The organism is Rhodococcus sp. Leaf233 (genome assembly GCF_001426165.1).
Taxonomy (GTDB): Bacteria; Actinomycetota; Actinomycetes; order Mycobacteriales; family Mycobacteriaceae; genus Rhodococcoides; species Rhodococcoides fascians.
In genome coordinates, this window is record NZ_LMRO01000001.1 from 553,135 (window position 1) to 576,562 (window position 23,428).

26 protein-coding genes are annotated in these 23,428 nt (G+C 65.9%); 15 read left to right on the plus strand and 11 right to left on the minus strand.

The window, feature by feature from the left end:
* The first annotated feature begins 7 nt into the window (after positions 1 to 7).
* A complete protein-coding gene (locus tag ASH04_RS02715) occupies positions 8 to 844 on the plus strand; it encodes an NUDIX hydrolase (RefSeq protein ID WP_032365122.1) in 837 nt (278 codons plus the stop codon).
* Between the two features lie 2 nt (positions 845 to 846).
* Here the strand turns inward: ASH04_RS02715 and thiE are convergent, their stop codons facing one another.
* Positions 847 to 1,539, minus strand: a complete 693-nt coding sequence (gene thiE, locus ASH04_RS02720) for a thiamine phosphate synthase (protein WP_027498488.1) — start codon at positions 1,537 to 1,539, stop codon at positions 847 to 849.
* A 158-nt stretch (positions 1,540 to 1,697) separates the two neighbouring features.
* On the opposite strand from thiE, the gene thiO reads away from it, so the two are divergent.
* From thiO to ASH04_RS02755, 7 genes are all read left to right on the plus strand, one after another.
* Positions 1,698 to 2,765, plus strand: coding sequence for a glycine oxidase ThiO (gene thiO, locus ASH04_RS02725; protein WP_082519167.1), 1,068 nt, complete (start codon positions 1,698 to 1,700; stop codon positions 2,763 to 2,765).
* Positions 2,762 to 2,977, plus strand: a complete 216-nt coding sequence (gene thiS / locus ASH04_RS02730; RefSeq protein ID WP_027498486.1) for a sulfur carrier protein ThiS — start codon at positions 2,762 to 2,764, stop codon at positions 2,975 to 2,977. Before thiO ends, thiS begins: the two co-directional genes overlap by 4 nt.
* Positions 2,970 to 3,722 (plus strand): thiazole synthase, encoded by a 753-nt coding sequence (locus ASH04_RS02735; RefSeq protein WP_032374723.1) that lies wholly within the window; start codon positions 2,970 to 2,972, stop codon positions 3,720 to 3,722. Before thiS ends, ASH04_RS02735 begins: the two co-directional genes overlap by 8 nt.
* A 266-nt stretch (positions 3,723 to 3,988) precedes the next feature.
* Positions 3,989 to 4,951, plus strand: a complete 963-nt coding sequence (locus tag ASH04_RS02740) for an ABC transporter ATP-binding protein (protein ID WP_057472690.1) — start codon at positions 3,989 to 3,991, stop codon at positions 4,949 to 4,951.
* Positions 4,951 to 5,721 (plus strand): ABC transporter permease, encoded by a 771-nt coding sequence (locus ASH04_RS02745; RefSeq protein ID WP_027498483.1) that lies wholly within the window; start codon positions 4,951 to 4,953, stop codon positions 5,719 to 5,721. Before ASH04_RS02740 ends, ASH04_RS02745 begins: the two co-directional genes overlap by 1 nt.
* Positions 5,722 to 5,746: 25 nt before the next feature.
* On the plus strand, positions 5,747 to 7,213 hold the full coding sequence (locus ASH04_RS02750) for a M28 family peptidase (RefSeq protein ID WP_027498482.1): 1,467 nt from the start codon (positions 5,747 to 5,749) through the stop codon (positions 7,211 to 7,213).
* 36 nt (positions 7,214 to 7,249) lie between these two features.
* Positions 7,250 to 8,071, plus strand: a complete 822-nt coding sequence (locus ASH04_RS02755) for an adenylate/guanylate cyclase domain-containing protein (protein ID WP_027498481.1) — start codon at positions 7,250 to 7,252, stop codon at positions 8,069 to 8,071.
* Here ASH04_RS02755 and thiD read toward each other — a convergent pair.
* Complete coding sequence (gene thiD / locus ASH04_RS02760) at positions 8,033 to 8,887, minus strand: bifunctional hydroxymethylpyrimidine kinase/phosphomethylpyrimidine kinase (protein ID WP_032374726.1); 855 nt, start codon at positions 8,885 to 8,887, stop codon at positions 8,033 to 8,035. The genes ASH04_RS02755 and thiD overlap by 39 nt on opposite strands.
* Before the next feature lie 301 nt (positions 8,888 to 9,188).
* Here thiD and ASH04_RS02765 point away from each other — a divergent pair, with 301 nt between their 5' ends.
* Both ASH04_RS02765 and ASH04_RS02770 read left to right on the plus strand, forming a co-directional pair.
* Positions 9,189 to 9,515 carry a GNAT family N-acetyltransferase gene (locus tag ASH04_RS02765; protein ID WP_027498479.1) on the plus strand — a complete coding sequence of 109 codons (327 nt, stop codon included), beginning with the start codon at positions 9,189 to 9,191 and terminating at the stop codon, positions 9,513 to 9,515.
* A 114-nt stretch (positions 9,516 to 9,629) separates the two neighbouring features.
* Positions 9,630 to 9,986, plus strand: a complete 357-nt coding sequence (locus ASH04_RS02770) for a GNAT family N-acetyltransferase (RefSeq protein WP_045840626.1) — start codon at positions 9,630 to 9,632, stop codon at positions 9,984 to 9,986.
* A gap of 16 nt (positions 9,987 to 10,002) precedes the next feature.
* On the opposite strand, the gene ASH04_RS02775 is transcribed toward ASH04_RS02770, so the two are convergent.
* The 3 genes from ASH04_RS02775 to ASH04_RS02785 are packed head-to-tail and all read right to left on the minus strand — an operon-like array spanning position 10,003 to position 12,397.
* Complete coding sequence (locus ASH04_RS02775) at positions 10,003 to 10,803, minus strand: exodeoxyribonuclease III (protein WP_052053269.1); 801 nt, start codon at positions 10,801 to 10,803, stop codon at positions 10,003 to 10,005.
* 11 nt (positions 10,804 to 10,814) lie between these two features.
* Positions 10,815 to 11,786, minus strand: a complete 972-nt coding sequence (locus tag ASH04_RS02780) for an N-acetylglutamate synthase, CG3035 family (protein ID WP_442971180.1) — start codon at positions 11,784 to 11,786, stop codon at positions 10,815 to 10,817.
* Between the two features lie 8 nt (positions 11,787 to 11,794).
* A complete protein-coding gene (locus ASH04_RS02785; protein ID WP_027498476.1) occupies positions 11,795 to 12,397 on the minus strand; it encodes a peptide deformylase in 603 nt (200 codons plus the stop codon).
* A 295-nt stretch (positions 12,398 to 12,692) separates the two neighbouring features.
* Between ASH04_RS02785 and ASH04_RS02790 the strand changes: the two genes are divergently transcribed.
* The 5 genes from ASH04_RS02790 to ASH04_RS02810 all read left to right on the plus strand — a co-directional run bounded on the left by ASH04_RS02790 (position 12,693) and on the right by ASH04_RS02810 (position 16,947).
* Complete coding sequence (locus tag ASH04_RS02790) at positions 12,693 to 13,028, plus strand: DUF3263 domain-containing protein (RefSeq protein ID WP_032365130.1); 336 nt, start codon at positions 12,693 to 12,695, stop codon at positions 13,026 to 13,028.
* Positions 13,029 to 13,131: 103 nt separating this feature from the next.
* The gene (locus ASH04_RS02795) at positions 13,132 to 13,668 is read left to right on the plus strand and encodes a LytR C-terminal domain-containing protein (RefSeq protein ID WP_230591907.1); all 537 of its coding nucleotides are present in this window, start codon (positions 13,132 to 13,134) and stop codon (positions 13,666 to 13,668) included.
* A gap of 96 nt (positions 13,669 to 13,764) precedes the next feature.
* Positions 13,765 to 14,487, plus strand: a complete 723-nt coding sequence (gene sodC, locus ASH04_RS02800) for a superoxide dismutase[Cu-Zn] (RefSeq protein ID WP_032365131.1) — start codon at positions 13,765 to 13,767, stop codon at positions 14,485 to 14,487.
* 1 nt (position 14,488) lies between these two features.
* The gene (locus ASH04_RS02805) at positions 14,489 to 15,619 is read left to right on the plus strand and encodes a glutamate--cysteine ligase (protein ID WP_027498472.1); all 1,131 of its coding nucleotides are present in this window, start codon (positions 14,489 to 14,491) and stop codon (positions 15,617 to 15,619) included.
* A gap of 38 nt (positions 15,620 to 15,657) precedes the next feature.
* Positions 15,658 to 16,947 (plus strand): phosphatase PAP2 family protein, encoded by a 1,290-nt coding sequence (locus ASH04_RS02810; protein ID WP_032365133.1) that lies wholly within the window; start codon positions 15,658 to 15,660, stop codon positions 16,945 to 16,947.
* Here ASH04_RS02810 and mnhG read toward each other — a convergent pair.
* From mnhG to ASH04_RS02840, 6 genes are read right to left on the minus strand one after another with little or no spacing between them, the layout of a single operon-like run.
* Positions 16,913 to 17,251 (minus strand): monovalent cation/H(+) antiporter subunit G, encoded by a 339-nt coding sequence (gene mnhG, locus ASH04_RS02815; protein ID WP_027498469.1) that lies wholly within the window; start codon positions 17,249 to 17,251, stop codon positions 16,913 to 16,915. The genes ASH04_RS02810 and mnhG overlap by 35 nt on opposite strands.
* Before the next feature lie 22 nt (positions 17,252 to 17,273).
* Positions 17,274 to 17,531 carry a monovalent cation/H+ antiporter complex subunit F gene (locus ASH04_RS02820; RefSeq protein ID WP_027498468.1) on the minus strand — a complete coding sequence of 86 codons (258 nt, stop codon included), beginning with the start codon at positions 17,529 to 17,531 and terminating at the stop codon, positions 17,274 to 17,276.
* Complete coding sequence (locus ASH04_RS02825; protein ID WP_230073398.1) at positions 17,528 to 18,169, minus strand: Na+/H+ antiporter subunit E; 642 nt, start codon at positions 18,167 to 18,169, stop codon at positions 17,528 to 17,530. The genes ASH04_RS02820 and ASH04_RS02825 overlap by 4 nt, the downstream gene beginning before the upstream one ends.
* Before the next feature lie 2 nt (positions 18,170 to 18,171).
* Positions 18,172 to 19,815: a Na+/H+ antiporter subunit D gene (locus ASH04_RS02830; protein ID WP_027498466.1), complete on the minus strand. Its 1,644-nt coding sequence runs from the start codon at positions 19,813 to 19,815 to the stop codon at positions 18,172 to 18,174.
* Positions 19,812 to 20,468, minus strand: a complete 657-nt coding sequence (locus ASH04_RS02835) for a Na(+)/H(+) antiporter subunit C (RefSeq protein WP_032365135.1) — start codon at positions 20,466 to 20,468, stop codon at positions 19,812 to 19,814. The genes ASH04_RS02830 and ASH04_RS02835 overlap by 4 nt, the downstream gene beginning before the upstream one ends.
* Complete coding sequence (locus ASH04_RS02840; protein WP_032406515.1) at positions 20,465 to 23,314, minus strand: Na+/H+ antiporter subunit A; 2,850 nt, start codon at positions 23,312 to 23,314, stop codon at positions 20,465 to 20,467. Before ASH04_RS02840 ends, ASH04_RS02835 begins: the two co-directional genes overlap by 4 nt.
* Between the last annotated feature and the right edge of the window lie 114 nt (positions 23,315 to 23,428).

Below are 23,428 nucleotides of genomic sequence, written 5' to 3' on the forward strand. Positions count from 1 at the left end.
GGGGAGCATGCGCGGTGACGGGGACGGTTGGGTGATCGGTGAGAACGGTTCTCGGCACTGGGGCAAGCACGGTGCCGCCGGTCTGCTGCTCCGTGCGCCCTCCGATGCGGGCGAACCGATGGTGTTGCTGCAGCACCGCGCGTTGTGGAGTCACCAGGGCGGAACGTGGGCCCTGCCGGGCGGGGCTCGCGATTCGCACGAGAGCACCGAGCACGCGGCGGTCCGCGAGGCGCACGAGGAAGCCGGTATCTCGGCCGAACAGTTGAGCGTGCGCAGCGAGCGTGTCACCGCCGCAGTCCCGAGCGGTTGGTCGTACACCACGGTCATCGCCGACACCGATCACCCGCTGGCCACCGTCCCGAACGGCGAGAGCACGGAACTGCGGTGGGTGCCGGAGTCCATCGTCGGCGAGCTGCCACTGCACCCGGGTTTCGCGTCGAGCTGGCCGTCGCTGCGTACCGAGCCGCTGCGCGTGCTGCTCGACACCGCCAACGTCCTCGGCTCCCGGCCCGACGGCTGGTGGAAGGACCGCGCCGGCTCGACCGGCGCACTGTTGACGTCGCTGGCCGCGACACTGCCGCGCACGGTGGAACTACCCAGCGGCCAGTACGGCTGGCTCACCCGCATCGAGGCCGTGCTCGAGGGGCAAGCGCGCGACGCCGTTGTCGACGATCCGCGCATCCCGGTGATCCTCGCGGACGGCAGTGGCGACGACACCCTCACAGATCAGGCCCACCGATCGACAGACCTGACCGCGCTGGTCACCGCCGACCGCGGACTCCAGAATCGACTGCCCGGCGCGGTGCACGTGCTCTCGCCGTCTGCCGTGCTCGCCTGGCTGTGACGTCAGTTCTGTAGCGCCTGTACCAGCGCGCGCGCAGCGGCCTGCGGATCACGTGCCTCGGTGATCGCCCGAACGACCACGATGCGCTCGGCTCCCGCCGCTCGAACCTGATCCACATTGGTCGCGTCGACGCCGCCGATGGCGAACCACGGGCGCTCCGGCAACGCATCCGCGGTGGCCCGCAGAGTTTCCAGGCCGGCGGCCGAGCGGTTGGGCTTGGTGGGCGTCGGCCACACCGGACCGACGGCGAAGTAGTCGACGCCGTCCTCGATGGCGGCGAGCGAGGACTGCGCGCGGTTCTGAGTCGAGCGTCCGATCACCACGTCCGGGCCCAGAATCTGGCGCGCGTAGTGCACCGGCAGGTCGCCCTGGCCCAGATGCAGGACGTCGGCACCGGACGCCAGCGCCAGATCCGCGCGGTCGTTGACGGCCAGCAAGGCACCGTGACGTTTGGTGGCCGCGAGCAGAATCGCCAGCGCAGCGAGCTCGTCCTTGGCCTCGAGCGGCCCGAACTGGCGCTCACCGGCGGAGTTCTTGTCGCGCAGCTGGATGATGTCGACGCCACCGGACAACGCGGCCTCGGCGAACTGCGCGAGATCGCCCTTGTCGCGTCGGGCATCGGTACACAGGTAGAGGCGAGCGGACGCAAGACGCTCGCGAGGAGTCTGGTTGCGGACGGTCTGAGTTGGGTGCACGAAACGAACTGTATTCTCATGGCAGCCGCGACCGACGACGGAGTGGCCGACATATCGCGGGAGTCCCGGGGATCGTGGGGTTGAGAGTGGGTTCGCCGCCCTTACCGTCAATACCTGAACCCGATCATGCGGGCGCAGGGAGTGAGGACGTGAATCGCGTGCATATCGTCGTTATCGGCGGAGGCGTCATCGGGCTGTCGACGGCACTACGACTGGCGGAGGACGGCCATCGGGTGGTGGTGCACGATCCTGCGCTGGGTCGAGGCGCGTCGTGGGTCGCCGGGGGCATGCTGGCCCCGCTGTCCGAGGGGTGGCCCGGTGAACACGAACTCCTACGGCTCGGTGCCGCGTCGCTCGAGCGGTGGCCGGACTTCGCCGGACGCCTCCCCGGCCCGGGGGTGTTCTCGGCCACCGGATCGATGACCGTCGCCCTCGACTCCGCCGACGCCACCGACCTGCGCACGATCGCCGAATGGGTGGGCGAGCAGGGACACGAGCTCGAGATTCTCGGCCGCGCGCAGGTGCGTGAACTCGAACCTGCATTGGCGCAGAACATTCGGCTCGGGTTGTTGGCACCGACCGAGCTGTCCGTCGACAATCGGGCCCTGGTTACGGCGCTCCAACAGGGATGTCTCGACGCCGGAGTGGAGTTCGTGGCAACCTCGGTCGACGCAATTCCCGACGCCGATCAGGTGGTCCTGGCCGCCGGTTCGCGCTGCGCCGCACTGTGGCCGACGCTGCCGGTCAGGCCGGTGAAAGGCGAGATCCTGCGGCTGCGTCGTAGGCCCAGCGCCGCACCGCCGCCGCACCGCACCATTCGCGGAACCGTGCACGGCCGCCCCGTGTACCTGGTGCCACGCGGCGACGGATTGGTCGTCGGCGCAACACAATACGAATCCGGTGAGGACACCCAGGTCACCGTGGCGGGGGTACGAGACCTGATAGCCGACGCCGAACGACTCATGCCGAGTATCGGCGAGTACGAACTGTACGAAACCGCTGCAGGATTACGGCCGATGAGCCCCGACGGACTGCCGTTGATCGGCAGACTCGCCGACAACGTGATCGTCGCTACCGGGCACGGCCGCAACGGCATTCTGCTCGCGCCGATCACCGCCGACGCCGTCGCCGCGCTGATATCGGGCGAGACGCTGCCCGAGGCGAAAGCGGCCTCACCCGAACGCTTCTCACAGATCGACTCTTCTCGAATCGAAAGGACACCATGACACAGGTTGCCATCGGCATCACCGTCAACGGCGAGGACCACCTGCTCACCGAGGACATGACCATGCGTCGGCTGCTCGAATTCCTCGGCTTGCCCGAGAAAGGCATTGCCGTCGCCGTCGACGGTGCCGTGCTGCCCAAGAGTCGATGGGACACCACCGACGTCCAAAAGGGTTGGACCATCGACGTTCTCACGGCGGTTCAGGGTGGCTAGCGCACTCACCATCGCCGATCGCACCTTCACGTCCCGGCTCATCACCGGCACCGGGGGAGCGGCCAACCTCGCCGTCCTCGAGGAAGCCCTCGTCGCATCGGGAACCGAACTGACCACCGTCGCGATGCGCCGCGTCGACGCCGCGGGTGGGACGGGAGTGCTCGATCTGCTGCGCCGGCTGAACATCGCTCCGCTGCCGAACACCGCGGGGTGTCGAGGATCGGCCGAGGCCGTGCTCACCGCGCAGCTGGGCCGCGAGGCGCTCGAGACCGACTGGGTGAAACTCGAAGTGATCGCCGACGAGCGAACCCTGCTGCCCGACGCCATCGAATTGGTCAAGGCCGCAGAGCAACTCGTCGACGACGGTTTCCAGGTGCTGCCGTACACCACCGACGACCCGGTACTGGCCAAACGTCTCGAAGACATCGGCTGCGTGGCCGTCATGCCGCTCGGCTCACCCATCGGCACCGGCCTCGGCATCGCCAACCCGCACAACATCGAGATGATCGTCGAGGCCGCAGGGGTGCCGGTGATCCTCGACGCGGGCATCGGCACCGCCAGCGACGCAACCCTCGCGATGGAACTCGGCTGCGACGCAGTGCTGCTCGCCACCGCGGTGACCCGCGCGAAGGACCCGGCGCTGATGGCGTCGGCGATGAGACATGCGGTGGCGGCGGGTTACCAGGCCCGACATGCAGGCCGCATCCCGAAACGATTCTGGGCGCAGGCAAGCTCACCGATGTAGCGGCTGCGTCGGCGGCGCAGCGCTTTGTGTGGTGCTGCGTATTTCGCAAACGCGAGCGCGTTTGCGAAACGCGCGCAGAATAGTGGCGAAAACAAGGGCGAATCCCCGCGCATCTGGCAAACGCGCGCGCATTTGCGGCCGCGCTTCTGCGACCGCGTGACCCAGCCAGGCCTCGGCTGTCTCAGGGTCTGTGTCATCCAAAAGGATGATGCAAGTCGCGACTGTGGGGCGATGTGGAGACGCCGTCGATCGGGGACAGTTGTCCCATGATCGAAGTGACAGGACTGACCAAGCAGTACGGAGCGGTGACGGCGGTCGACAACCTCACCTTCACCATCAAACCCGGCATCGTGACCGGCTTTCTCGGACCGAACGGTGCGGGCAAGTCCACCACGATGCGGATGATTCTCGGGCTCGACCGCCCCACCTCGGGGACGGCGACCATCGAGGGCAAGAGCTACAGCCACCTGAAGCAGCCACTGCGTACCGTCGGCGCTCTGCTCGACGCCAAATGGGTGCACCCCAACCGGTCTGCGCGTGCGCACCTGGAATGGATGGCCGCGTCCAACGGCATCCCCAAGTCCCGCGTCGACGAGGTGCTGCGGCTGGTGGGCCTGTCCGAGGTCGCGAAGAAGAATGCGGGCGGATTCTCGCTCGGCATGTCGCAGCGGCTCGGTCTCGCCGGCGCTCTTCTCGGTGACCCCAAGGTGTTGCTGTTCGACGAGCCGGTCAACGGACTCGATCCCGAGGGCATCGTCTGGATCCGAAAGTTCATGCAGCGCTTGGCAGCCGAGGGCCGCACGGTCCTGGTGTCGAGCCACCTGCTCTCGGAGATGGCGCAGACGGCCGAACACCTCATCGTCATCGGACGCGGCAAGCTGATCTCGGATTCCCCGGTGCAGGAATTCATCGACCATGCCTCCGAGGCCTCGGTACGCGTGCGCAGCCCACAACTCGACGGCCTACGTCAGGTGCTGACCACCGCCGGCCTCACGGTGCGTGAGCCGGACAAGTCCGACGAACTGCAGCCCTCGCTCGTCGTGCTGAACTCCACCACCGACGCGATCGGCGACCTCGCCGGCCGGGCCGGAATCACATTGCACGAGTTGGCCTCTCAGCGCGGCTCGCTCGAGGAAGCATTCATGAAACTCACCGGAGACACAGTGCAATATCACGGCTCGGGAGCCGAAGACCAGAACACTCAGCAAGCAATGGGCGGTGCACTCTGATGGGCGTCTTGGCAGCAGAAAGAATCAAGTTCACCTCGACCAAGTCGCCGTGGTGGTGCAGCGCGATCGTGGTGGTCTTCGGCCTCGGGTTCGGAGCCATCCTGGGTTGGGCCGCAAAGACCGCCGTCGGCCCGGATGCGCCGGAAGGTCTGCCACCGACCACCGCATACGACGTCGTCGGCAGCGGCGTCGGCGGACTCGGCATCATGGTGCTGATGATCCTCGGTGCACTCACCGTCACCAGCGAATACCGCTTCGGCCTGATCCGAACCACGTTCCAGGCGATCACCAACCGGGCCTCGGTGCTCGGTGCGAAGGCACTGATCGTCGGCGTGTACGGGGCAGTGCTGTCGTTGGTTCTCGCCTTCGGCGCGTTGTTCCTGGCCAAATCCATCGCCGGTGAGGAAGCCGGCGCATTGCTGAGCTTCGACGTCGACGGCACCTGGCGCGTCGTCTACGGCACCGCAATTCTGGCGTTCGTGCAGATCGTTCTGGCCGTTGCCGTGGGTGCGCTGATTCGCCAGTCCGCCGGTGCCATCGCCGTGTTGTTGTTGTGGCCGTTGCTCATCGAGAACCTCGTCGGGATCATCCCGAAGGTCGGCGAGAAGATTCAGCCGTTCCTGCCGTTCAAGAACGCCGACCATTTCCTCGGCGGATCCGCGGGAACGGACTTCCACTGGGGACCCGTCGGCAGCCTGATCTACTTCGTCGTCTTCACCGCGGTGATCTTCGGAGTGGCAGTGTTCGTCGTCAATCGCCGGGACGCCTGACACCTGCCTGGGTAGGGTGTCCGCTATGCGGATTTCCTTGCTTGCAGGTAGCGCCGTCACTGTCCTGATTCTGGCCGGTTGCTCGTCCTCCTCCGGTACGGGGGACGAGGAACCGGCCAGAGTTTTCGCGACACCCGACGGGGCCGGACTGTCGGAAGCGGTCACCGAGGATGCCCTCGTCGGGCACCTGCAGGAATTAGAGGACATCGCCGCCGCGCACGACGGTAACCGCGCGGCCGGGACTGCCGGATACGACGCGAGTGTCGATTACGTTGTCTCCCAACTGGAATCGGCCGGATTCGACGTCACCACTCCCGAATTCGATTTCGACACCTTCGAGGCGCAGACGCAAACCCTCTCGCTCGCGGGCACCGAGATTCCGGTGTTCGCGCTCAGCTACTCGCCCACCACGTCCGCCGAGGGGATCACCGCACGCGTCGTCGGCGCTCCCGCCGGGGCAGACGGGTGCGAGGCAACCGATTACGCCGGTCTCGACCTGACGGGAGCGGTGGCAGTCGTGCCGCGAGGGGTGTGCCCGTTCGGTGCGAAGCAGACCGTCGCCGCCGAATTGGGTGCGGCAGCAGCGATCATCGTCAACAACGAACCCGGACCACTGGATTCGGGAACGCTCGGTGATTCCGAGACCGCGAAGATTCCGACCGGCGGTGTCAGCCAGGAGGACGGGGCAGCGGTCCTCGCGGCCCCCGATGTCACGTTGACGCTCGTCACGACGACCGAGTCGACCACGAGCCGCAACATCATCGCGCAGACCACCACCGGCTCGACCGAGAACGTGGTGGTCGCGGGCGCCCACCTCGACAGCGTCCCAGAGGGCCCGGGCATCAACGACAACGGCACCGGCACCTCCGCCGTGCTCGAGACTGCTCTGCAGATGGGCAGTGCGCCCGAGGTGACCAACGCGGTCCGGTTCGCATTCTGGGGTGCCGAGGAGAACGGGCTCGTCGGTTCGACAAAGTACGTCGAGGGCCTGTCCGACGAGGACAAGCGAAACATCGCGCTGTACTTGAACTTCGACATGATCGGCTCGCACAACCCCGGCTACCTCGCCTACGACGGCGACGACTCCGACCAGGTCGGTGAGCCCGCGGGACCGGCCGGATCCGACGCCATCGAGCGCACGTTCGTCGAGCATTTGGCGGCCGACGGTATCGCCGTCGACGGTACGGATTTCGACGGTCGATCCGACTACGGGCCGTTCATCGAGGTCGGCATCCCCGCAGGCGGCGTCTTCAGCGGCGCGGACGAGAACAAGACCGCCGAGCAGGCCGCGAAGTGGGGTGGCACGGCCGATCAGACGTTCGACGAGAATTACCACACCGATCAGGACACCCTGGCGAACGTCGACCGCGCGGCGCTGGCGAAGAACGGTGCCGCCGTGGCGTACGGCATCGGTGTCTACGCGCAGTCGGTGGAAGGCCCCAACGGAGTACCGGTCGGGGCTGCGCGCGAGGCCGCACGCGCCGAAGGGTAAGGGAAGTATGTGTAACCGTGAGTTACGCTCGATGCTGTGAACGCAGTCGTCTCCTCGGTGGTGGAGTGGGTCCGCACCACCAACCGAGCGCCCACCGTCGTCGGGGCGGTTCGGCGTGTGCGTCGCGCATTACCCGGTGACCCCACGTTCGGTGATCCGCTGTCGATCGACGGCCCGGGACGCGCACTGGCCGTCGCGCGGGTGGCGGATCGGTTCCTGGCAGCGAACGGACTCGACGACGAACCGGGTGCCTCCCGCGAACTCGGCCTCGGTGCCCTCCAGGTGTGGCAGGCCATCCTCGAGCGAGCCGGTCGGGGCCGCGGCGACGAGGACGTCACGATCGTCTTCACCGATCTCGTCGGATTCTCGTCGTGGTCACTGCGCGCCGGCGATACCGCCACATTGACGTTGCTCCGTAAAGTCTCCAAAGCCGTCGAACCCGAGGTCGTGTTCCGCGGCGGGCACGTCGTGAAACGGCTGGGCGACGGCATCATGGCCGTGTTCGCCGATGCGGGCAAAGCCGTGGACGCCGTGTTCGCGGCGCGCGAGGCCCTCACCAGCGTGAACGTCGACGGCTACACCCCGACGATGCGCGTCGGAATCCACACCGGAAGCCCGCGTCAGGTCGGTTCCGACTGGCTCGGTGTCGACGTCACCGTCGCAGCGCGGGTCATGCAGACCGGCGGAAACGGCAACATCATGATCTCGGCCGCCGCACTCGACGCCGTGTCACCGGAGGTGCTCGACGCGTTGCACGTAGTCGCCAAGCCCTATCGGCGCAGTTTCTTCGCGCCGAAGATCAAGGGCGCACCCGACGACCTACGCATTCTCCGACTCGTGCAATCGCCACAGCGGTGACACCGGGCCGTGGCCCGCACCGAGGTCGTAGGACGCGGCGAGGCAACGGGTGACCCATTCCTTGCCGAACGCCACCGCGTCGGGCATCGAGTATCCGTGGGCCAGCGCCGACGCGATCGAGGCCGCGAGGGTGTCGCCGCCGCCGTGATCGTTGCCGGTGTCGATGCGTTCGCTGGTGAATTCGAGGAAGGTGTCGCCGTCGAACAGTAGATCGGTGCTGTGGGTCGAGGTGCGGAGGTGACCGCCCTTGACCAGGGCCCATTGCGCGCCCAATCCGTGCAGCGCCTCGGCGGCGCGACGCGCGCCGGCGTCATCGACGACATCGATGCCGGTGATCAACCGAACCTCGTCGAGGTTGGGAGTCACCAGCGAGGCGATGGGAAACAGCGTGTGCCGGATGGCGTCGAGCGCCTCGGCGTGCAGTAGGGGGTCACCGTGCATGGACGCGCACACCGGGTCGACGACGAGCGGAACCGGGTGGTCGCGGCCGATACCCACCTCGGTGCACACGGCCGTGACCGCCTCGATGATCGCGGTGGACGCCAGCATCCCGGTCTTCGCTGCGCCGACGCCGATGTCCGATACCACCGAGCGAACCTGAGCCGCGACGATCTCCGGCGGGATCTCGTGGAAGCCCGTGACGCCGACGGTGTTCTGGACCGTCACCGCCGCGACGGCAACACATGCGTGCACGCCCAACATGGCCATCGTGCGACTGTCCGCCTGGATTCCGGCACCGCCGCCGGAGTCGGTTCCGGCGATCGTCAGCGCGCGGACGGGAGTCTCGCCGTTGGGCGTGAGCGGTAGGAACTTCACGAGAGACGACAGTACCGGCGGGCCGCGATCGGCAGGGTCTCGGCAGGCGAGACGCCGGAGGTGAATGTTGGTGAAAACATGGTGACACTTTGAATGTTGTTGTATCACAACGGCGCACGGGGACACTTATGAGCTGTACCAGCATCCGGTTCGGGATCGATGGACAAACCTACGCATCCGAAGGTTTGTTGGTAGAAAAGGTGACAGACCCACCTCGCGCATGTTTAATAGTGGTGCACGTCACATACCGTCTCGGTTCCGAAGTTCCTCCACCACTCCACACCCAGCAAAGGAGGCGTCCATGCTTGCGAGTTCTCCCAGTGCTGATGTCTCGATCAACAAAGACCAGAATCGCTTCGAGCTTCGACTGAACGGCGACCTCGTCGGCATCGTCGGATTCTTCGAAGTCGAAGGAAACGGAGCCCGTGCGACACGCACGCATGTCGTCTCCTTCATGCACACCGTCGTCACCGAGGACTTCGGTCATCAAGGCTTGGCCGGCATTCTGGTTCGCCGCGCCCTCGACAGCGCGCGGTCCTACGGCTGGAAGGTCAAGCCGGTCTGCACCTACGTGCAGCGCTTCGCGGCAGCCAACCCCGAGTACAACGACATGCTCGTCGCTCTCTGAGTACTCGCACTGCCCGGCCGGTCACGCCACGGCTGGTTACGTAAAGGACTCGACTCGGCGTCGATCGGTGCACTTTCCCCGCGACACTCGAGCAACTCTGGTCTCATAAGTGACATGAGTCACATTATTCACCGCCGTTCCGACGCGGCGATTCCGGTCGAGCGCCCCTCGGTCCGCATCGAGGACAACGCCGATCACAACAGATTCGATCTGTTCGTCGACGACGATCTCGTCGGCATCCTCGGCTATCGGTTCGGCGATGGCGACGACGCAGCCGGCGACGAATCGGTCGTCGCGCTGATGCACACGGTCGTCAAAGAGGAATACGGCGACCGCGGCTGGGCAGGGGTGCTCGTTCGCGCATCGCTGAACACCGCGCGCGACCGTGACTGGCGCATCGTGCCGATCTGCACCTACGTCCGTCGCTACCTGGCGCAGCACCCGGAGTTCTTGGACCTGGTCGTCGAATAGCAGAGACGACCGCGGCTCAGTCGATCTCCACGATCACCGGAGCATGATCGCTGGCACCCTTGCCCTTGCGCTCCTCGCGATCGATCGATGCGCCGGTCACGCGAGCCGTCAGAGCAGGTGAGGTCAACGCCATGTCGATGCGCAGACCTTGCTTCTTCGGAAATCTCAGCTGGGTGTAGTCCCAGTACGTGAACGTCCTGGGCTCGGGAGTGAACTGCCGCGTCACCTCGGTGAAACCGGCCTCGGAGAATGCCGCGAAGGCATCACGCTCCGGCTGCGAGGTGTGAGTCTTGCCCTCGAACAGGGCGGGATCCCACACGTCGTCGTCGGTGGGAGCGATGTTCCAGTCGCCGACGAGCGCGATCTGCGCCTGTGGGTCCGCCGCCACCCACGCCTGCGCGTCGGCCTTCAGTGCCGCGAGCCACTCGAGCTTGTAGGTGTAGTGCGGGTCGGCAAGCTCGCGGCCGTTCGGCACGTACAGGCTCCAGATACGCACCCCGTTGCAGGTCGCTCCGATGGCGCGGGCCTCGTCTGCGGCCTCGACCTCGGGATCCTTGCTGAACCCGGGCTGGTCCTCGAAGCCGACCTGCACGTCGTCCAAGCCGACGCGCGACGCGATCGCCACGCCGTTCCACTGACTGAGCCCGACGTGGGCAACCTCGTAGCCGATCTCGGTGAACCGCTCGTACGGAAACTGTGCGTCCTTGCACTTGGTTTCCTGCATCGCCAGCACGTCGACGTCGGATCGCTGCAACCAATCGACGATTCGATCCTGCCGAGAGCGGACGGAGTTCACATTCCAGGTAGCAAAGCGCACGGGAAGGAACCCTATAGAACGCGTCCGACAGGCTCGCGGCCGATCGCGTCGTCCGGGCGCGCGTAGCGATAGCGGTGATGCTCGCCGAATCCCAGATCGCGGTAGAGCGACTGGGCATCGGTGTTGTCGACGGCCACCTGAAGGTATGCGTGCGTGGCGCCGTTCTCGCGTCCCCACCGCACCAACTCACCGCAAATCAGCGTGCCGAGACCGTTGCGGCGATGCTCGGGGGACACCCAGAGCGAGGTCAAGCCCACCCACGACCGACCGTCCGGGGCCGCGGTGACGGCCGCTCGGCCCACTGCGATCGATCCGACTCCTGCGTTCCCGATCGCGCCGAAACCGAGAGTTCCGTTGCGCACCGCCGAGACCACCTCGGCAGCACCCGTCGTCGCCTCTCGGCCTTGGTAGCGCAGAGAACTCAACCAGTCGGCGGTCGGTTCGGGAGTGACGGTGACAGGCGAGTCGCCTTCGCGTAGAACCAGATTCGAGATGTCCGCCGCCATGACGACGGTCTCGTTGAACGTCGACCAGCCGGCCGGTGCGGTCGCGAGACGGTCGGGGAGGGCGAGGATCGGCGTCAGTCCTCGTGCGTCGTAGCGGGCGGAGATCGCGGCCACCGTCTCGGAATCTGCTGCTGCGCCGGGCTCGAGAGGCACGGCCGAATTGGCGCGCCCGGTGAAGCCGTGCCCGAATCGCAACTGCCAGCCGGTGATCCACTCCTGTTCGACACCCGGCCACCCATCGGCCGCGGCCGCCTCGAGAGCCCGAATCTCCGAGGTGCGAACAGGTTTGGGGCCCAACGGCTTCAAGGCCACTATGCGATCGGCGGCCACCTGGACCAGAGCGCCGTCCTTGGCGCGGACCGACACCGCGACCGCGTCGGCCGACACCAATTCCCCGATGACGTCCGTCATCGGATGGGTGTGGCCGGGTGGCAGTCGGTACCGCAGCATCACCCGCGTCCCCGGCGGAACGGTCACGGCAGTGATCAGTCCTCGTCCTCGTCGTCGTGGCCGAAGGGGTCGTCGACGGTGCCCGGCACCCAGCTGAGGCCGGGGACGCCCCACCCGGAGCGCTTGATCGCCTTCTTCGCCGCTCGCGCGTGGCGACCGATGAGCACATCGGTGTAGAGGAAGCCGTCGAGGTGACCCACCTCGTGCTGCAACATCCGGGCGAAGAACCCGCGGCCCTCGATGTCCACCGGATCGCCGTTGGCGTCGGTACCGGTCACTCGCGCCCAGTCGGCCCGACCGGTGGGGTACTGCTCACCGGGGACCGAGAGGCACCCCTCGTCGTCATCGTCGGGGTCGGGCATCGTCTCGGGAATCTCGGACGTCTCGAGCACCGGGTTGACGACCTCTCCGCGGCGGCGGAACACCTTGCCGTCCGCGCCTTGGTCGGGGCAGTCGTAGATGAACAGACGCTTACCGACGCCCACCTGGTTCGCGGCCAGTCCGACGCCGTTGGCAGCCGCCAACGTCTCGTACATGTCGGCGATCAGCTCGGCGAGCTCGGCCGGCGACTCGGTGACGGGATCGGTCGCAGTGTGGAGCACCGGATCGCCGACGATCCGGATGGGAAGAATTGCCATGGTCGACAAGGATAGTGGGTGACGCCCGGCCCACCCACCGGCCCGTCGGGAGCGGAGCCGGTGGACGAGTGTCGCACCGACGGTTCGGTCGTCGACGAACACGCCACGCGCGAGTACCTCGCGGGAGCCGGGTCCGGGCGGTCGAACGTGGTTGAATGATCCCCGAAGTACAACTGTGTAATTCGCTCGAAGTTCGGTCGGTACTCGTACGGGTGCCGGCAGCACTGGGGGAAGCAGATTTCCTCGGGGTCGGTTGTCGCACGGGCCCAGGGGAGTCGAGAAGTCGAGGAGTGGGATGGACGGCGCAGCAGCGCGTGACTCGAACCAGTCTCAGCAACCGGGATCGGACGGCTCTCACGATCCGAACGAAGTCGGTGCGGACGGCTTGAGCCGACGAGAGCACGACATCCTGTCCTTCGAGCGCCAGTGGTGGAAGTACGCCGGGGCCAAGGAAGAGGCGATCAAGGAACTCTTCTCCATGTCGGCAACCCGCTACTACCAGATCCTCAACGCGTTGGTGGATCGTCCCGAAGCCCTTGCCGCAGACCCGATGCTGGTCAAGCGACTGCGCCGTTTGCGTGCGAGCAGGCAGAAGGCCCGCGCCGCACGTCGGCTCGGTTTCGACGTCTGATCCCCCGCGCCGGGTTTCGACTCTGCCGAGAGATGTTGCTCCCTGGGGAAGGTGCAAGCTCCGTTGAAAAGGTCTCGATCGACGGTCGGCTAGGGTCGAGTACGTGAGCAGCCCCAACCCGGAACAGACCGGGCCACCCCTCCGTGCCCTGGCCATGGTGCTGATCTCGCTCGCGATCCTGTTCGCAGCGGTCGGTGCACTGTCTCTGACCGGCTCCGATTCCGAGGATGCCGCCGCAGAGGCGCCCGCTGCCGCGACGACGACGGCTGCCGCTCCGGTGGCGCAAGCTCCCGGTACCCAAGCTCCCGCCGCGCAGGCTCCTGCCGCGTCGTCGACCACGTCCTCCGCAGCAACCACCTCTCGCGCCGCCGCCGATGTCGAGGTGCGCGTGCTCAACAACTCCAACGTCTCCGGGCTCGCCGCCGGCACTGCGAGCACACTCACCGCCGAGGGCTGGACGGTCGCCGAGACCGGCAACTTCAGCGAAGCCCAGTTCGCCCAGACCGCGGTGTACTACGGCACCGACACCGGTGAGCAGCAGGCAGCGCAGACGATCGCCACCCAACTCGGCATTCCGGCCGAGCCCAAACCAAGTTCACTCGAATCCACCGCGGGTGTCGTCGTCATCGTGACGCAGTAACTCGCCGGCATGACAACCTGTCCGGTTCGGCCGAATCGGTCGGCACGTTATGATTTTGCAAGCCCTTCACCCTGCCCGAAAGAGGAGCACTCTTCGATGGACCTGTTCAAGCGACGCACTGCTGCGACCCGCTCTTTGCGTTACGTGGCCCCGGTCCTCGCGATCGCCGCTCTCGGGCTCTCCGCCTGCAGCAACGGCGAGGTCGCGTCCGACACACCCGGCACGGTGCCGCCGGTGTGGACCGGTGAAGCAGACCCGTCCGCGGCCGCAGTCGCCGGTGACGGTCGGGCAGAGAGTGGCTCGGAAGGCAGCTCCGAGAACATGATCGAGGGCGTGCTCCGCAACGCGTCCGGTGCCGAGGTGGGCACCGTGTCGTTCGCGTCGGAGGGCGAGAAGCTCACCGTCACGGCCGAGGTCGAGAACATGACGCCGGGCTTCCACGGCTTCCACGTCCACACCGTCGGGGCCTGCGAGCCCAACTCGGTGGCACCTACCGGCGGTGAGCCGGGCAACTTCCTCTCTGCGGGTGGTCACCTGCAGGTCGACGGACGCACCGAACACCCCTCCAGCGGCGACCTGTCGTCGATCCAGGTGGGCGAGGACGGCACGGGCCGCCTGGTCACCACCACCGATGCGATCACGCTGGACGACCTGCGCGCCGGTGGTGCCGGAACGTCGGTCATCGTGCACGAGGGCGCAGACAACTTCGCCAACATCCCGCCGCGGTACACGTTGCCCGACGGTGCTGCGGTACCCGACATGGCGACCCTGATGACCGGTGATGCCGGTGCTCGGGCGGCGTGCGCGGTACTGAAGTAGTTTGAACGCTCCCCGGATCGACTTCGCGAGTTCTCCGCGACCCACGCTCGGCGTGGAGTGGGAAATTGCGCTGGTCGACAAGAGCACGCGGGATCTCGTCAACTCCGCCGAGGCAGTCATGGACGGCGTTCGTGACCTCGCCGGAGACACGCCTCGGGTGACGAAGGAACTGCTGCGCAACACCGTCGAACTCGTCACCGGAGTGTGCGAGAACGTCGGGGAGGCCATGGAGGACCTCGGCGGCTCGTTGGACCTGGTGCGCCGAGCCGCGGATCCTCTGGGGATCGATCTGTTCTCGGCCGGGACGCACCCGTTCGCGGAATGGTCGACGCAGCAGCTGACCAGCTCCCCGAGCTACGACGAGCTCATCGCGCGTACCCAGTGGTGGGGCCGACAGATGCTCATCTGGGGCGTGCACGTCCACGTCGGGGTGTCCTCTCCCGACAAGGTCTTTCCCATCCTCAACTCGTTGCTGCTGCAATACCCGCATCTGTTGGCACTGTCGGCGTCGTCGCCGATCTGGGCGGGCAACGACACCGGATACGCCAGCAACCGAGCACTGATGTTTCAACAGTTGCCGACGGCCGGTCTGCCGTTTCAGTTCGACGACTGGTCGCAGTTCGAGGGATTCGTTCGTGATCAGCTCAAGACCGGCGTCATCGAGCAGCTCGGGGGCATGCACTGGGACATCCGCCCGGCTCCGAAGTGGGGAACCATCGAGGTTCGGGTGTGCGACGGCGCATCGACCAAGCGTGAACTCGCGGCCCTCGTCGCGTTGACGCACTGCCTGATCGTGCATCTCGACGAACGACTCGAAGCAGGCGAGACCCTGCCGACGATCCCGCCGTGGCACGTCCAGGAGAACAAGTGGCGAGCTGCCCGGTACGGCCTCGACGCCGAGATCATTCTCGACGCCGACAGCAACGAGCGGCTGGTCACCGATGATCTGCACGACTTACTGGAGAAGTTGACTCCGACGGCGGTCCGGTTGAATTGCGTCGACGAGCTTGCCGCGGTGGCCGACATTCCCCGCCTCGGTGCCTCGTATCAACGCCAGCGTGCAGTGGCCGCGAAATCCGGCGGCGATCTACGTGCCGTCGTGGAGTCGTTGGTCACCGATCTCCAATCGTGACCCTCTGTATTTAATTTTGTGTTCACTCAGCGTTTACGATCAACGGCGTGCTGCAGGGGGACGTCGAGAGCGTCGAGGTCGATGCGACACGTGAGGACTCTGTTCGTCCTCTGATCGTCGGTGCGGTCCTTGTCGCAGCGTTTCTGCTGACGCTGCAGGTCGTCGCGTGGAAATGGAACTTCCCCGGCCCGTTGCCGAGCATGTGGAACGACATGTTCGGAACACCGAAGTCGATGTCGCTGCCGTGGGCGGCGCTCGTCCTGGCCACGGTAGGTCTGAACAGCTCGTCCCGCCTGCGCGTACTGGCCGTCGCTGCCGCGCTCGATGCCGTCGTACTGGGCGGCCGGTATCTGTTCGATGTGCCACCGACCGTCGGGAACGGGCCGTCGCTGGTGCTGGTCGCGCTCGCGTTCCATGTCGTCCGGCGCCATGACGCTCGGGCGATGCGCGGCGTCGCCCTCGGCGCACTGTTGCTGCTCGCGACCAAGGCCGGCGATGCCTGGTTGCACATCACGACCTTGGTCCGGCCCTACGTTCTCGACGAATACGCATACGCCGCCGATCATGCGCTGGGAAATCCGTCCTGGGTGCTCGGCAGCATTCTGGACCGACTCGGCCCGGTCGCCGAGGGAACGCTGCACTGGATCTACATTCAGCTCCCCGTCGCGGCGATCATTGTTGCGCTGTACCAACTGCGTGGGGTCGCCGCGGGCTCAGCGTGGCCGAGACACTTCCTGTTCCGCACGTTCCTGCTCATCGGACTCGTCGGACCGGTGTTCTACCTGCTGTTCCCGGTGGTGGGCCCGATGTTCGCGTTCGAGTCGTGGCCGACGCAGTCGGTTTCGCTCTCGGGCAGCCTCGGCGAGATCCCGTTCGACTCGCAGACGCCGCGCAACTGCATGCCGAGCCTGCACACCGCGTGGGCTCTGAGCATCTTCATCCATTCCCGACGCGGCCCCTGGTGGCTGCGCACCGGCGGCACACTGTGGCTGTTGGGAACACTGGCTGCGACGCTCGGATTCGGTTACCACTACGGCGTCGACCTGGTGGCGGGCGCGGTCCTGTGCCTCACCATCGAATCTTTGCTGCGCGACCCGGAACGGGGATGGGACCGCGACCGGATCACGCTGGTGACCTACGGTTGCGTCGCGATGGCCGCCCTACTGCTGAGCTACCGCTACCTCGCCGAGGAATTCGCCGCGAACCCACTGGTGTTCGGTCCGCTCGTGCTCGGAATTCTGATCGGCATGGCGTTCGGATTCCATACCGCGTTCTTCGCCGATCGCTCGCGCTTCACTGATCGGGTTCGTTCGGTTCCATCTCGTTGACGATGAGCAGGCCGTCGCGCCCGCGCTGTTCCCGGTAGGCGACGCGTCCCACGGTGTGCGCAATCACCGGAGCAGTGACGAGAGTGAAGATGCCGACCAGCACCAGCATCCAGATGTCGACATTGCCGCGCAGGCTGATGATCGCGCCGACCAGCACCATGATCAACCCGACCACCTGCGGCTTGGTGGCCGCGTGCATGCGCGAGAGCGTGTCGGGGAAACGCACGATGCCCACCGCGGCCGTGAAGGCGAACAGCGCTCCCAACAGGATGAAGACAGATGCAATCCACTGGGCTGCGGTCATCGTTCGCCCCTCACTGTGTCGTTCATTCGTCCCTCACTCTGAACCGTGCGATGCTGACCGACCCGACGAAGCTGACCAGGGACAGCGCAACGATGGCAGGCACCAGCGTGGTGTCGCGGCTGTAGACGGCCCACACACCGAGCCCACACATCGACACGGCAAGGATGGTGTCCATCGCGACCAAGCGGTCCAACGTGCTCGGGCCGTCGAGCAACCGGAATGCGGTGAGGATCGCGGCGGCGATCAGCAGCGCGCCTGCGATCGCCAGTACTACGGTCACGACCAGTCCCCCTTCCTCTTGTCGTCGGTCCTCTTGTCGTCGCGCGGGGTATCGAGATCGCCCGATTCGGGATCGTCGCCCAGAACCCCGTGGTACTGCTCGTACTCCTGGTAATGCAGGGGGCTCGGCTTCCAATCGGAGTCGCGCTCGAATCCCGCGATGAACAGCTTCTCGAGGTTCCGAACGTACGTGTAGAACCCGTCGACTGCCTTCTGCGTGCCCATGTCCAGCACATGCACGTACAGCAGGCGTCGGGTGCGATCGATCTCGAGGACCATCGTTCCCGGAACGAGATTCATCGCGTCGACGAAGAGGGTGAGCACCAGATCGGACTTGATGGCGATGCGGCAGCGCAGCACACCGGTGACCGGCGGTGCCTTCGGGCGGATCGCCAACCACGCCACGCTGACACTGGATTCGGCTGCGTAATAGAGGAATACGACTGCGAGCTTGACGAGCGAGAACACGTGGATGCGTCCCTCGACCGGCACCCGCGGCAACGGCAACAGCACCATGATGAGCAGGCCGACCGCGAGTCCGCCGAGGATGTTGGCCGCAGAGACGTTGCCCCACAACAGAACCCAGATAGCCGTCAACCATCCGAGTGTCCAGATCCGCAGCAGGAAGGAACGGTTCATCTTCATCGGGTGCCCTCCTCGTCTGCGCGTGCCTGTTCGTAGGCCTGATCGCCGACGAACTCGGCTCCCCGCACCGCGTCGATGTACACCGAGCGATCCCGCAGATCCGCCGCCGCCCGATCGCTGATGTCGATGATGCGCCCGGCGAATACCGTCATCGCCAAACCGACGACGACCAGGCCGATCGTCGGGATCAACATGAAGGCGGGCATCCGGCCCACATCCTCGCGGTCACCGAACTGGATGTCCGAGGAATCGTCGAGCAGGGCAGAGGGGCTGTTGTCCGCGAGGTCGCCTTCCGGTGCGTCGGCGCGGGCTCGCCAGAACGCCTTGGTCCAGACACGAGCAACCACGTAGAGCGTCAGCAGGCTGGTGACGGTGCCGCCGGCCACGAGCAACCAGGCCAGTACGCTGCCCTGGTCGCTGCCGGCCTGCAGCAGGGCGACCTTGCCGATGAACCCCGAGAACGGTGGAATACCACCGAGATTGAGGGCCGGCACCAGGAAGACGATGGCCAGCACCGGGCTGGCCGCGGCCAATCCACCGAGCCGTCGCAGTGACGACGAACCGGCCTGACGTTCGATCAGGCCGACGACGAGGAACAGGGTCGTCTGCACCAGAATGTGGTGGGCCACATAGTAGATCGAGCCGGACAGTCCCGATTGAGTCGACAGCGCGACGCCGAAGATCATGTAACCGATGTGACTGACCAGAGTGAACGAGAGCAGTCGTTTGATGTCGCTCTGTGCGATGGAGCCGAGGATGCCGACGAGCATCGTCAGCAGGCCGCAGACCATCAGAACGTTGTCGAGCGAGCCGTCCGGGAACAGCAGCGTGTGCGCGCGAATGATCGCGTAGACACCGACTTTCGTCAGCAAGCCGGCGAACACCGCGGTGACCGGAGCCGGGGCCGTGGGGTACGAGTCGGGCAGCCACGTGGACAGCGGGAACACCGCGGCCTTGATGCCGAACGCAACGAGCAGCACCGCGAAGATGGCCGTACGAGTGCCGGACGGGATGTCGTCCATCCGCACTGCGATGTGGGCCAAATTCAGTGTTCCGGTGGCACCGTAGACCAGTGCGATGCCGATCAGGAAGATCAGCGAGGAGACCATCGAGACCATCACGTAGGACACGCCGGCGCGGACCCGGTCGGCACTCGCACCGAGAGTGAGGAGGACGAACGACGCCGCGAGCAACACCTCGAATCCGACGAACAGATTGAACAGGTCGCCGGCGAGAAACGCGTTGCAGACGCCTGCGGTCAAGGCCAGATAGGTGGGCAGGAAGATCGAGACCGGCTGATTCTCACTGCCGTCGCGGATGCCCTGGCCGATCGAGTACACCATGACCGCGAGCAACACGATCGACGAGACGACGAGCATCATCGCCGAAAGTCGATCCACCACCAGCGAAATGCCCAGTGGTGAATCCCAGCCACCGACCTGCAGTGCGCTGGTCCCATCGCGATCGGCGAGGTAGAGCATCATCGACGAAATCGCGACCACCGCGGTCAGCGCGGCGAGAGTGATGAAACGCTGCGCGCGGGGGCGACGTCCCAGCACCAGCGTCAAGGCCGCGGCGAGCATCGGGATGAGCACGGGCAGCGGCGTCAGGGCATCGATCACGCCCGGGGAGATCGTCACTTGTCGTCTCCCTTCGTGTCGTCGGTGCTGGTGTCGTCAGCGCTGGGGTGCTCCGGTCGGCTGTCGTCTTTCTCGGCCGTGTCGAGTCCGTCGAGACCGCGGAGCTGGGGGTTGTCGTCGTCGTTGTCGAAGTCGCCGTCGTGCAGATCCTCGTAGCACTCCAGGTCTTCGAGGTTCCTGATCTGCTCGAGCGGAATCGGATTGCCCTTCGAGTCGAAAGCGTCGCCGCCGAAGCTCGGCTCACCGGTGACCGGGTCGTCGGAACGGTCGCGGTCCGGTGCTTCGGCCATCGAACGGCGCTGGGAGACCTTGGTGTCCTCGGGGTCGTTCTCGAGGTCGTCCTTGGTGTTGAGCGTGAACGATCGATACGCCAGCGCGAGCACGAAGGCGGCGATACCCATGGTGATGACGATCGCCGTCAGGATCATGGCCTGAGCCAGCGGATCGGCCATGTTCTGGTGCAGCGAGTTGTCTCGACCGACGATAGGCGGGGTACCTGCCGGGCCGCCGACGGTGAGCAGCAACAGATTGACTCCGTTGCCGAACAGCAGCAGACCGAGCAGCATCTTGGTGATGCTGCGTTCGAGCAGCAGGTACACACCCGATGCGACGAGAACGCCGACGATGACGAGCATTCCGACATCTGCGGTCATCGGGCACTCACTCGGCCTTGGCTCTGCATTTCCACCTGTGCGTCGAGACGCGCTCCGAGACTGCGGAGCACGTCGAGTACCAACCCGACCACGATGAGATAGACACCGAGGTCGAAGAACAATGCGGTGACCAGCTTGATGTCACCGAGAATCGGCAGTGTCACTTCCAACGTCGCCGACGACAGTGCCGGAGCGCCGAGGAACATCGACGCCACCGCCGTGCCGGCCGCGAAGATCAACCCGAGACCCAGGATCTTGCCTGCGTCGATCGGGACCGCTTCGCCGAGCTCGTACCGGCCGCCGGCGAGATACCGCAGCACCAGCGCGAGGCCCGCCGTCAGACCACCGGCGAAACCGCCGCCGGGGGCATTGTGTCCGGAGAAGAAGAAGTAGATCGACAGCACCATGATCGTCGGGAAGATCAACCGCGTCGTGACTTCGAGAATCAACGAACGATGCCGCGGATCGATCAGATCGCCGCCGAGCAGCCACGTCGTCTCCGCCGCGTCGTTCGTGTCCGACGACGATGCGGGGGCGTCGGACACCCGCGGAGCGCTGCCGAACCGCCGGTTGCGGAACACCAGGCTGGCCACGCCCGTCGCGGCGACGAGGAGTACGCAGATTTCGCCCAGTGTGTCCCAGGCGCGGATGTCGACGAGGATCACGTTGACGATGTTCTTGCCGTCGCCGAGCTCGTACGCGGCCTCGGGGAACTGCAGTGAGACCGGCGCGGCACTGCGGGCGTTCATCGCGAACGCGCCGAGCACGCTGACGGTCGCTCCGACGGCGACGGCGAGTGCGGCGCGGGGGCCACGCGAACCTGCCGAGCCCCGGTCGTCGACCTCGGCGGGCAGTTTGCGCAGTACCAGGACGAACACCACGAGGGTCAGCGTCTCGACGAGGAACTGAGTCAGGGCGAGGTCGGGAGCGCCATGGATGGCGAAGATGACGCCGCAGCCGTACCCGGTGAGTCCGACCAAAATGACACTGGCCAGACGGTTGCGCATCACTGTCGCGCCGAGGCCACCCGCGATCATGATCACTCCGATGACCAGCTGCAGCGGGGTGTTCCACAGCGTGTAATCCAGGCCGGGTTCTTGGCCGACGATCAACACGATGATCGGCAGCAGCACCAGCGTCAGCAGGATCGTGCCCTGAGTGAGGGGGAGCGAACCACGCTGCGTGGTGCCGGTCAAGCGAATGGACAGGGTGTCCATGGACTTGAGCACGTTGTCGTAGATGCGGTCTGCGTTACCGAGCGGCGGATGCTCGAATTTGAGTCGGTTGACCACCCGGTGTGCGATGAACAGCCCGACGCCGCCGGTGACGACGACGACGGTCAGCGCCAGCGGCAGGTTGAACCCGTGCCACAACGCCAGGTGGTAAGGCTCCTGCCCGTACGACGGCAGGGTTCGGGCGTAGGGACTGACGATGTGGTCGACGACCGAGGACGTGAATCCGGCGATCAGACCCAGAACGGCGAGGAACGCGGGCGCGGCGAGGAACAATGCGGAGGGTGCATGCATGGCCCTGACGGACGGGCTCGGACGCTTGAGCTGTTTGCGGGCGAACGCGCCCCAGACGAACCGAATGCTGTAGGTGACCGTCAGAATCGAGCCGATCACCAGGCCCGCGACGACGACAGCCGCGACCGTGGGGTCGAGCGTCGGCGTGCTGATCACGGCCGACAGGGCTGTTTCCTTGCCGACGAAGCCGATCATCGGTGGTAGTCCGGCCATGCTCGCCGCCGCGAGCGCTGCGATGGCGGCGAGCCACGGGGCCTTCTTGCCCAGGTGGGCGAGCTTACGAATGTCTCGGGTGCCGGTGGTGTGGTCGATGATGCCGACCACCATGAACAGCGTGGCCTTGAACATCGCGTGCGCGATCACCATCGTCAGACCGGCCAACATGGCCTTCTCGGATCCGATGCCGACCAGGACCATCAGGAAGCCCAGCTGGCTGACCGTGCCGAACGCCAGAATCAGTTTCAGGTCGAATGCACGCAGTGCTCGCCACCCGGCCAGAATCATCGAGAGCAAGCCGAGGCTGATGACCGTGGCGCGCCACGGACCGGAGTCCGCGAAACCCGGAGCGAGGCGCGCGACCAGGTAGATACCGGCCTTGACCATCGCGGCGGCGTGCAGGTAACCACTGACCGGCGTCGGCGCGGCCATGGCACCGGGCAGCCAGAAGTGCATCGGCACGATGGCCGATTTGCTCAGTGCGCCGATGAGGATCAACACGATCGCCACTCCGGGCAGCCAGCCGCCCGGGGCGTTCGCGACGACGTCGGACAGGTTGTACGACCCAGCGGCCTGGCCGAGGACGATGATGCCCACCAGCATCGCCAGACCACCTGCGGTGGTGACGAGCAGAGCCTGCGTCGCGGCGCGCCGACTCGACGCGCGTTCTGCGTAGTGACCGACGAGCAGGAACGACAACACCGTCGTGATTTCCCAGAAGATGTAGAGCACGAGCATGTTGTCGCTGGTGATCAGACCGAACATGGCTCCGGAGAACGCGACCATCTCGGCGGCGAACAGGCCCAGCCTGGGCTCGTCGTCCTCGAAGTAGCGCGCGCAGTACAGCAGGATCAGCGAACCGATGCCCAGAACGAGCAACGACATGATGGCGGCGAGCGAATCGAAGCGCATGTCGATGTCCATCGACAGGCCGGGAACCCATTCGATGTGCAGCTTCTGGTCGGTGTTCCAGTTGCCGAACACCCAGATCAGGCTGAGCAGTGGCACCAGGGCCAAAGGGAAGAATGCAGTACGTCCCCACCACCGGACGAGAAGCGGCGCGAGCAGCGCGGCGGCGGCATGCGCAAGAAGAATAGCGAGCAAAAATCACTCCGTCGTCTCGGTCGCCTCGGCTTTCGGGCCGGGGCGGTGGTCGTAGGGCGGCGATGAGTAGGGTCTTGAAATTGTGTGTGAAATCGACCTGGGTCTCCGAAGACT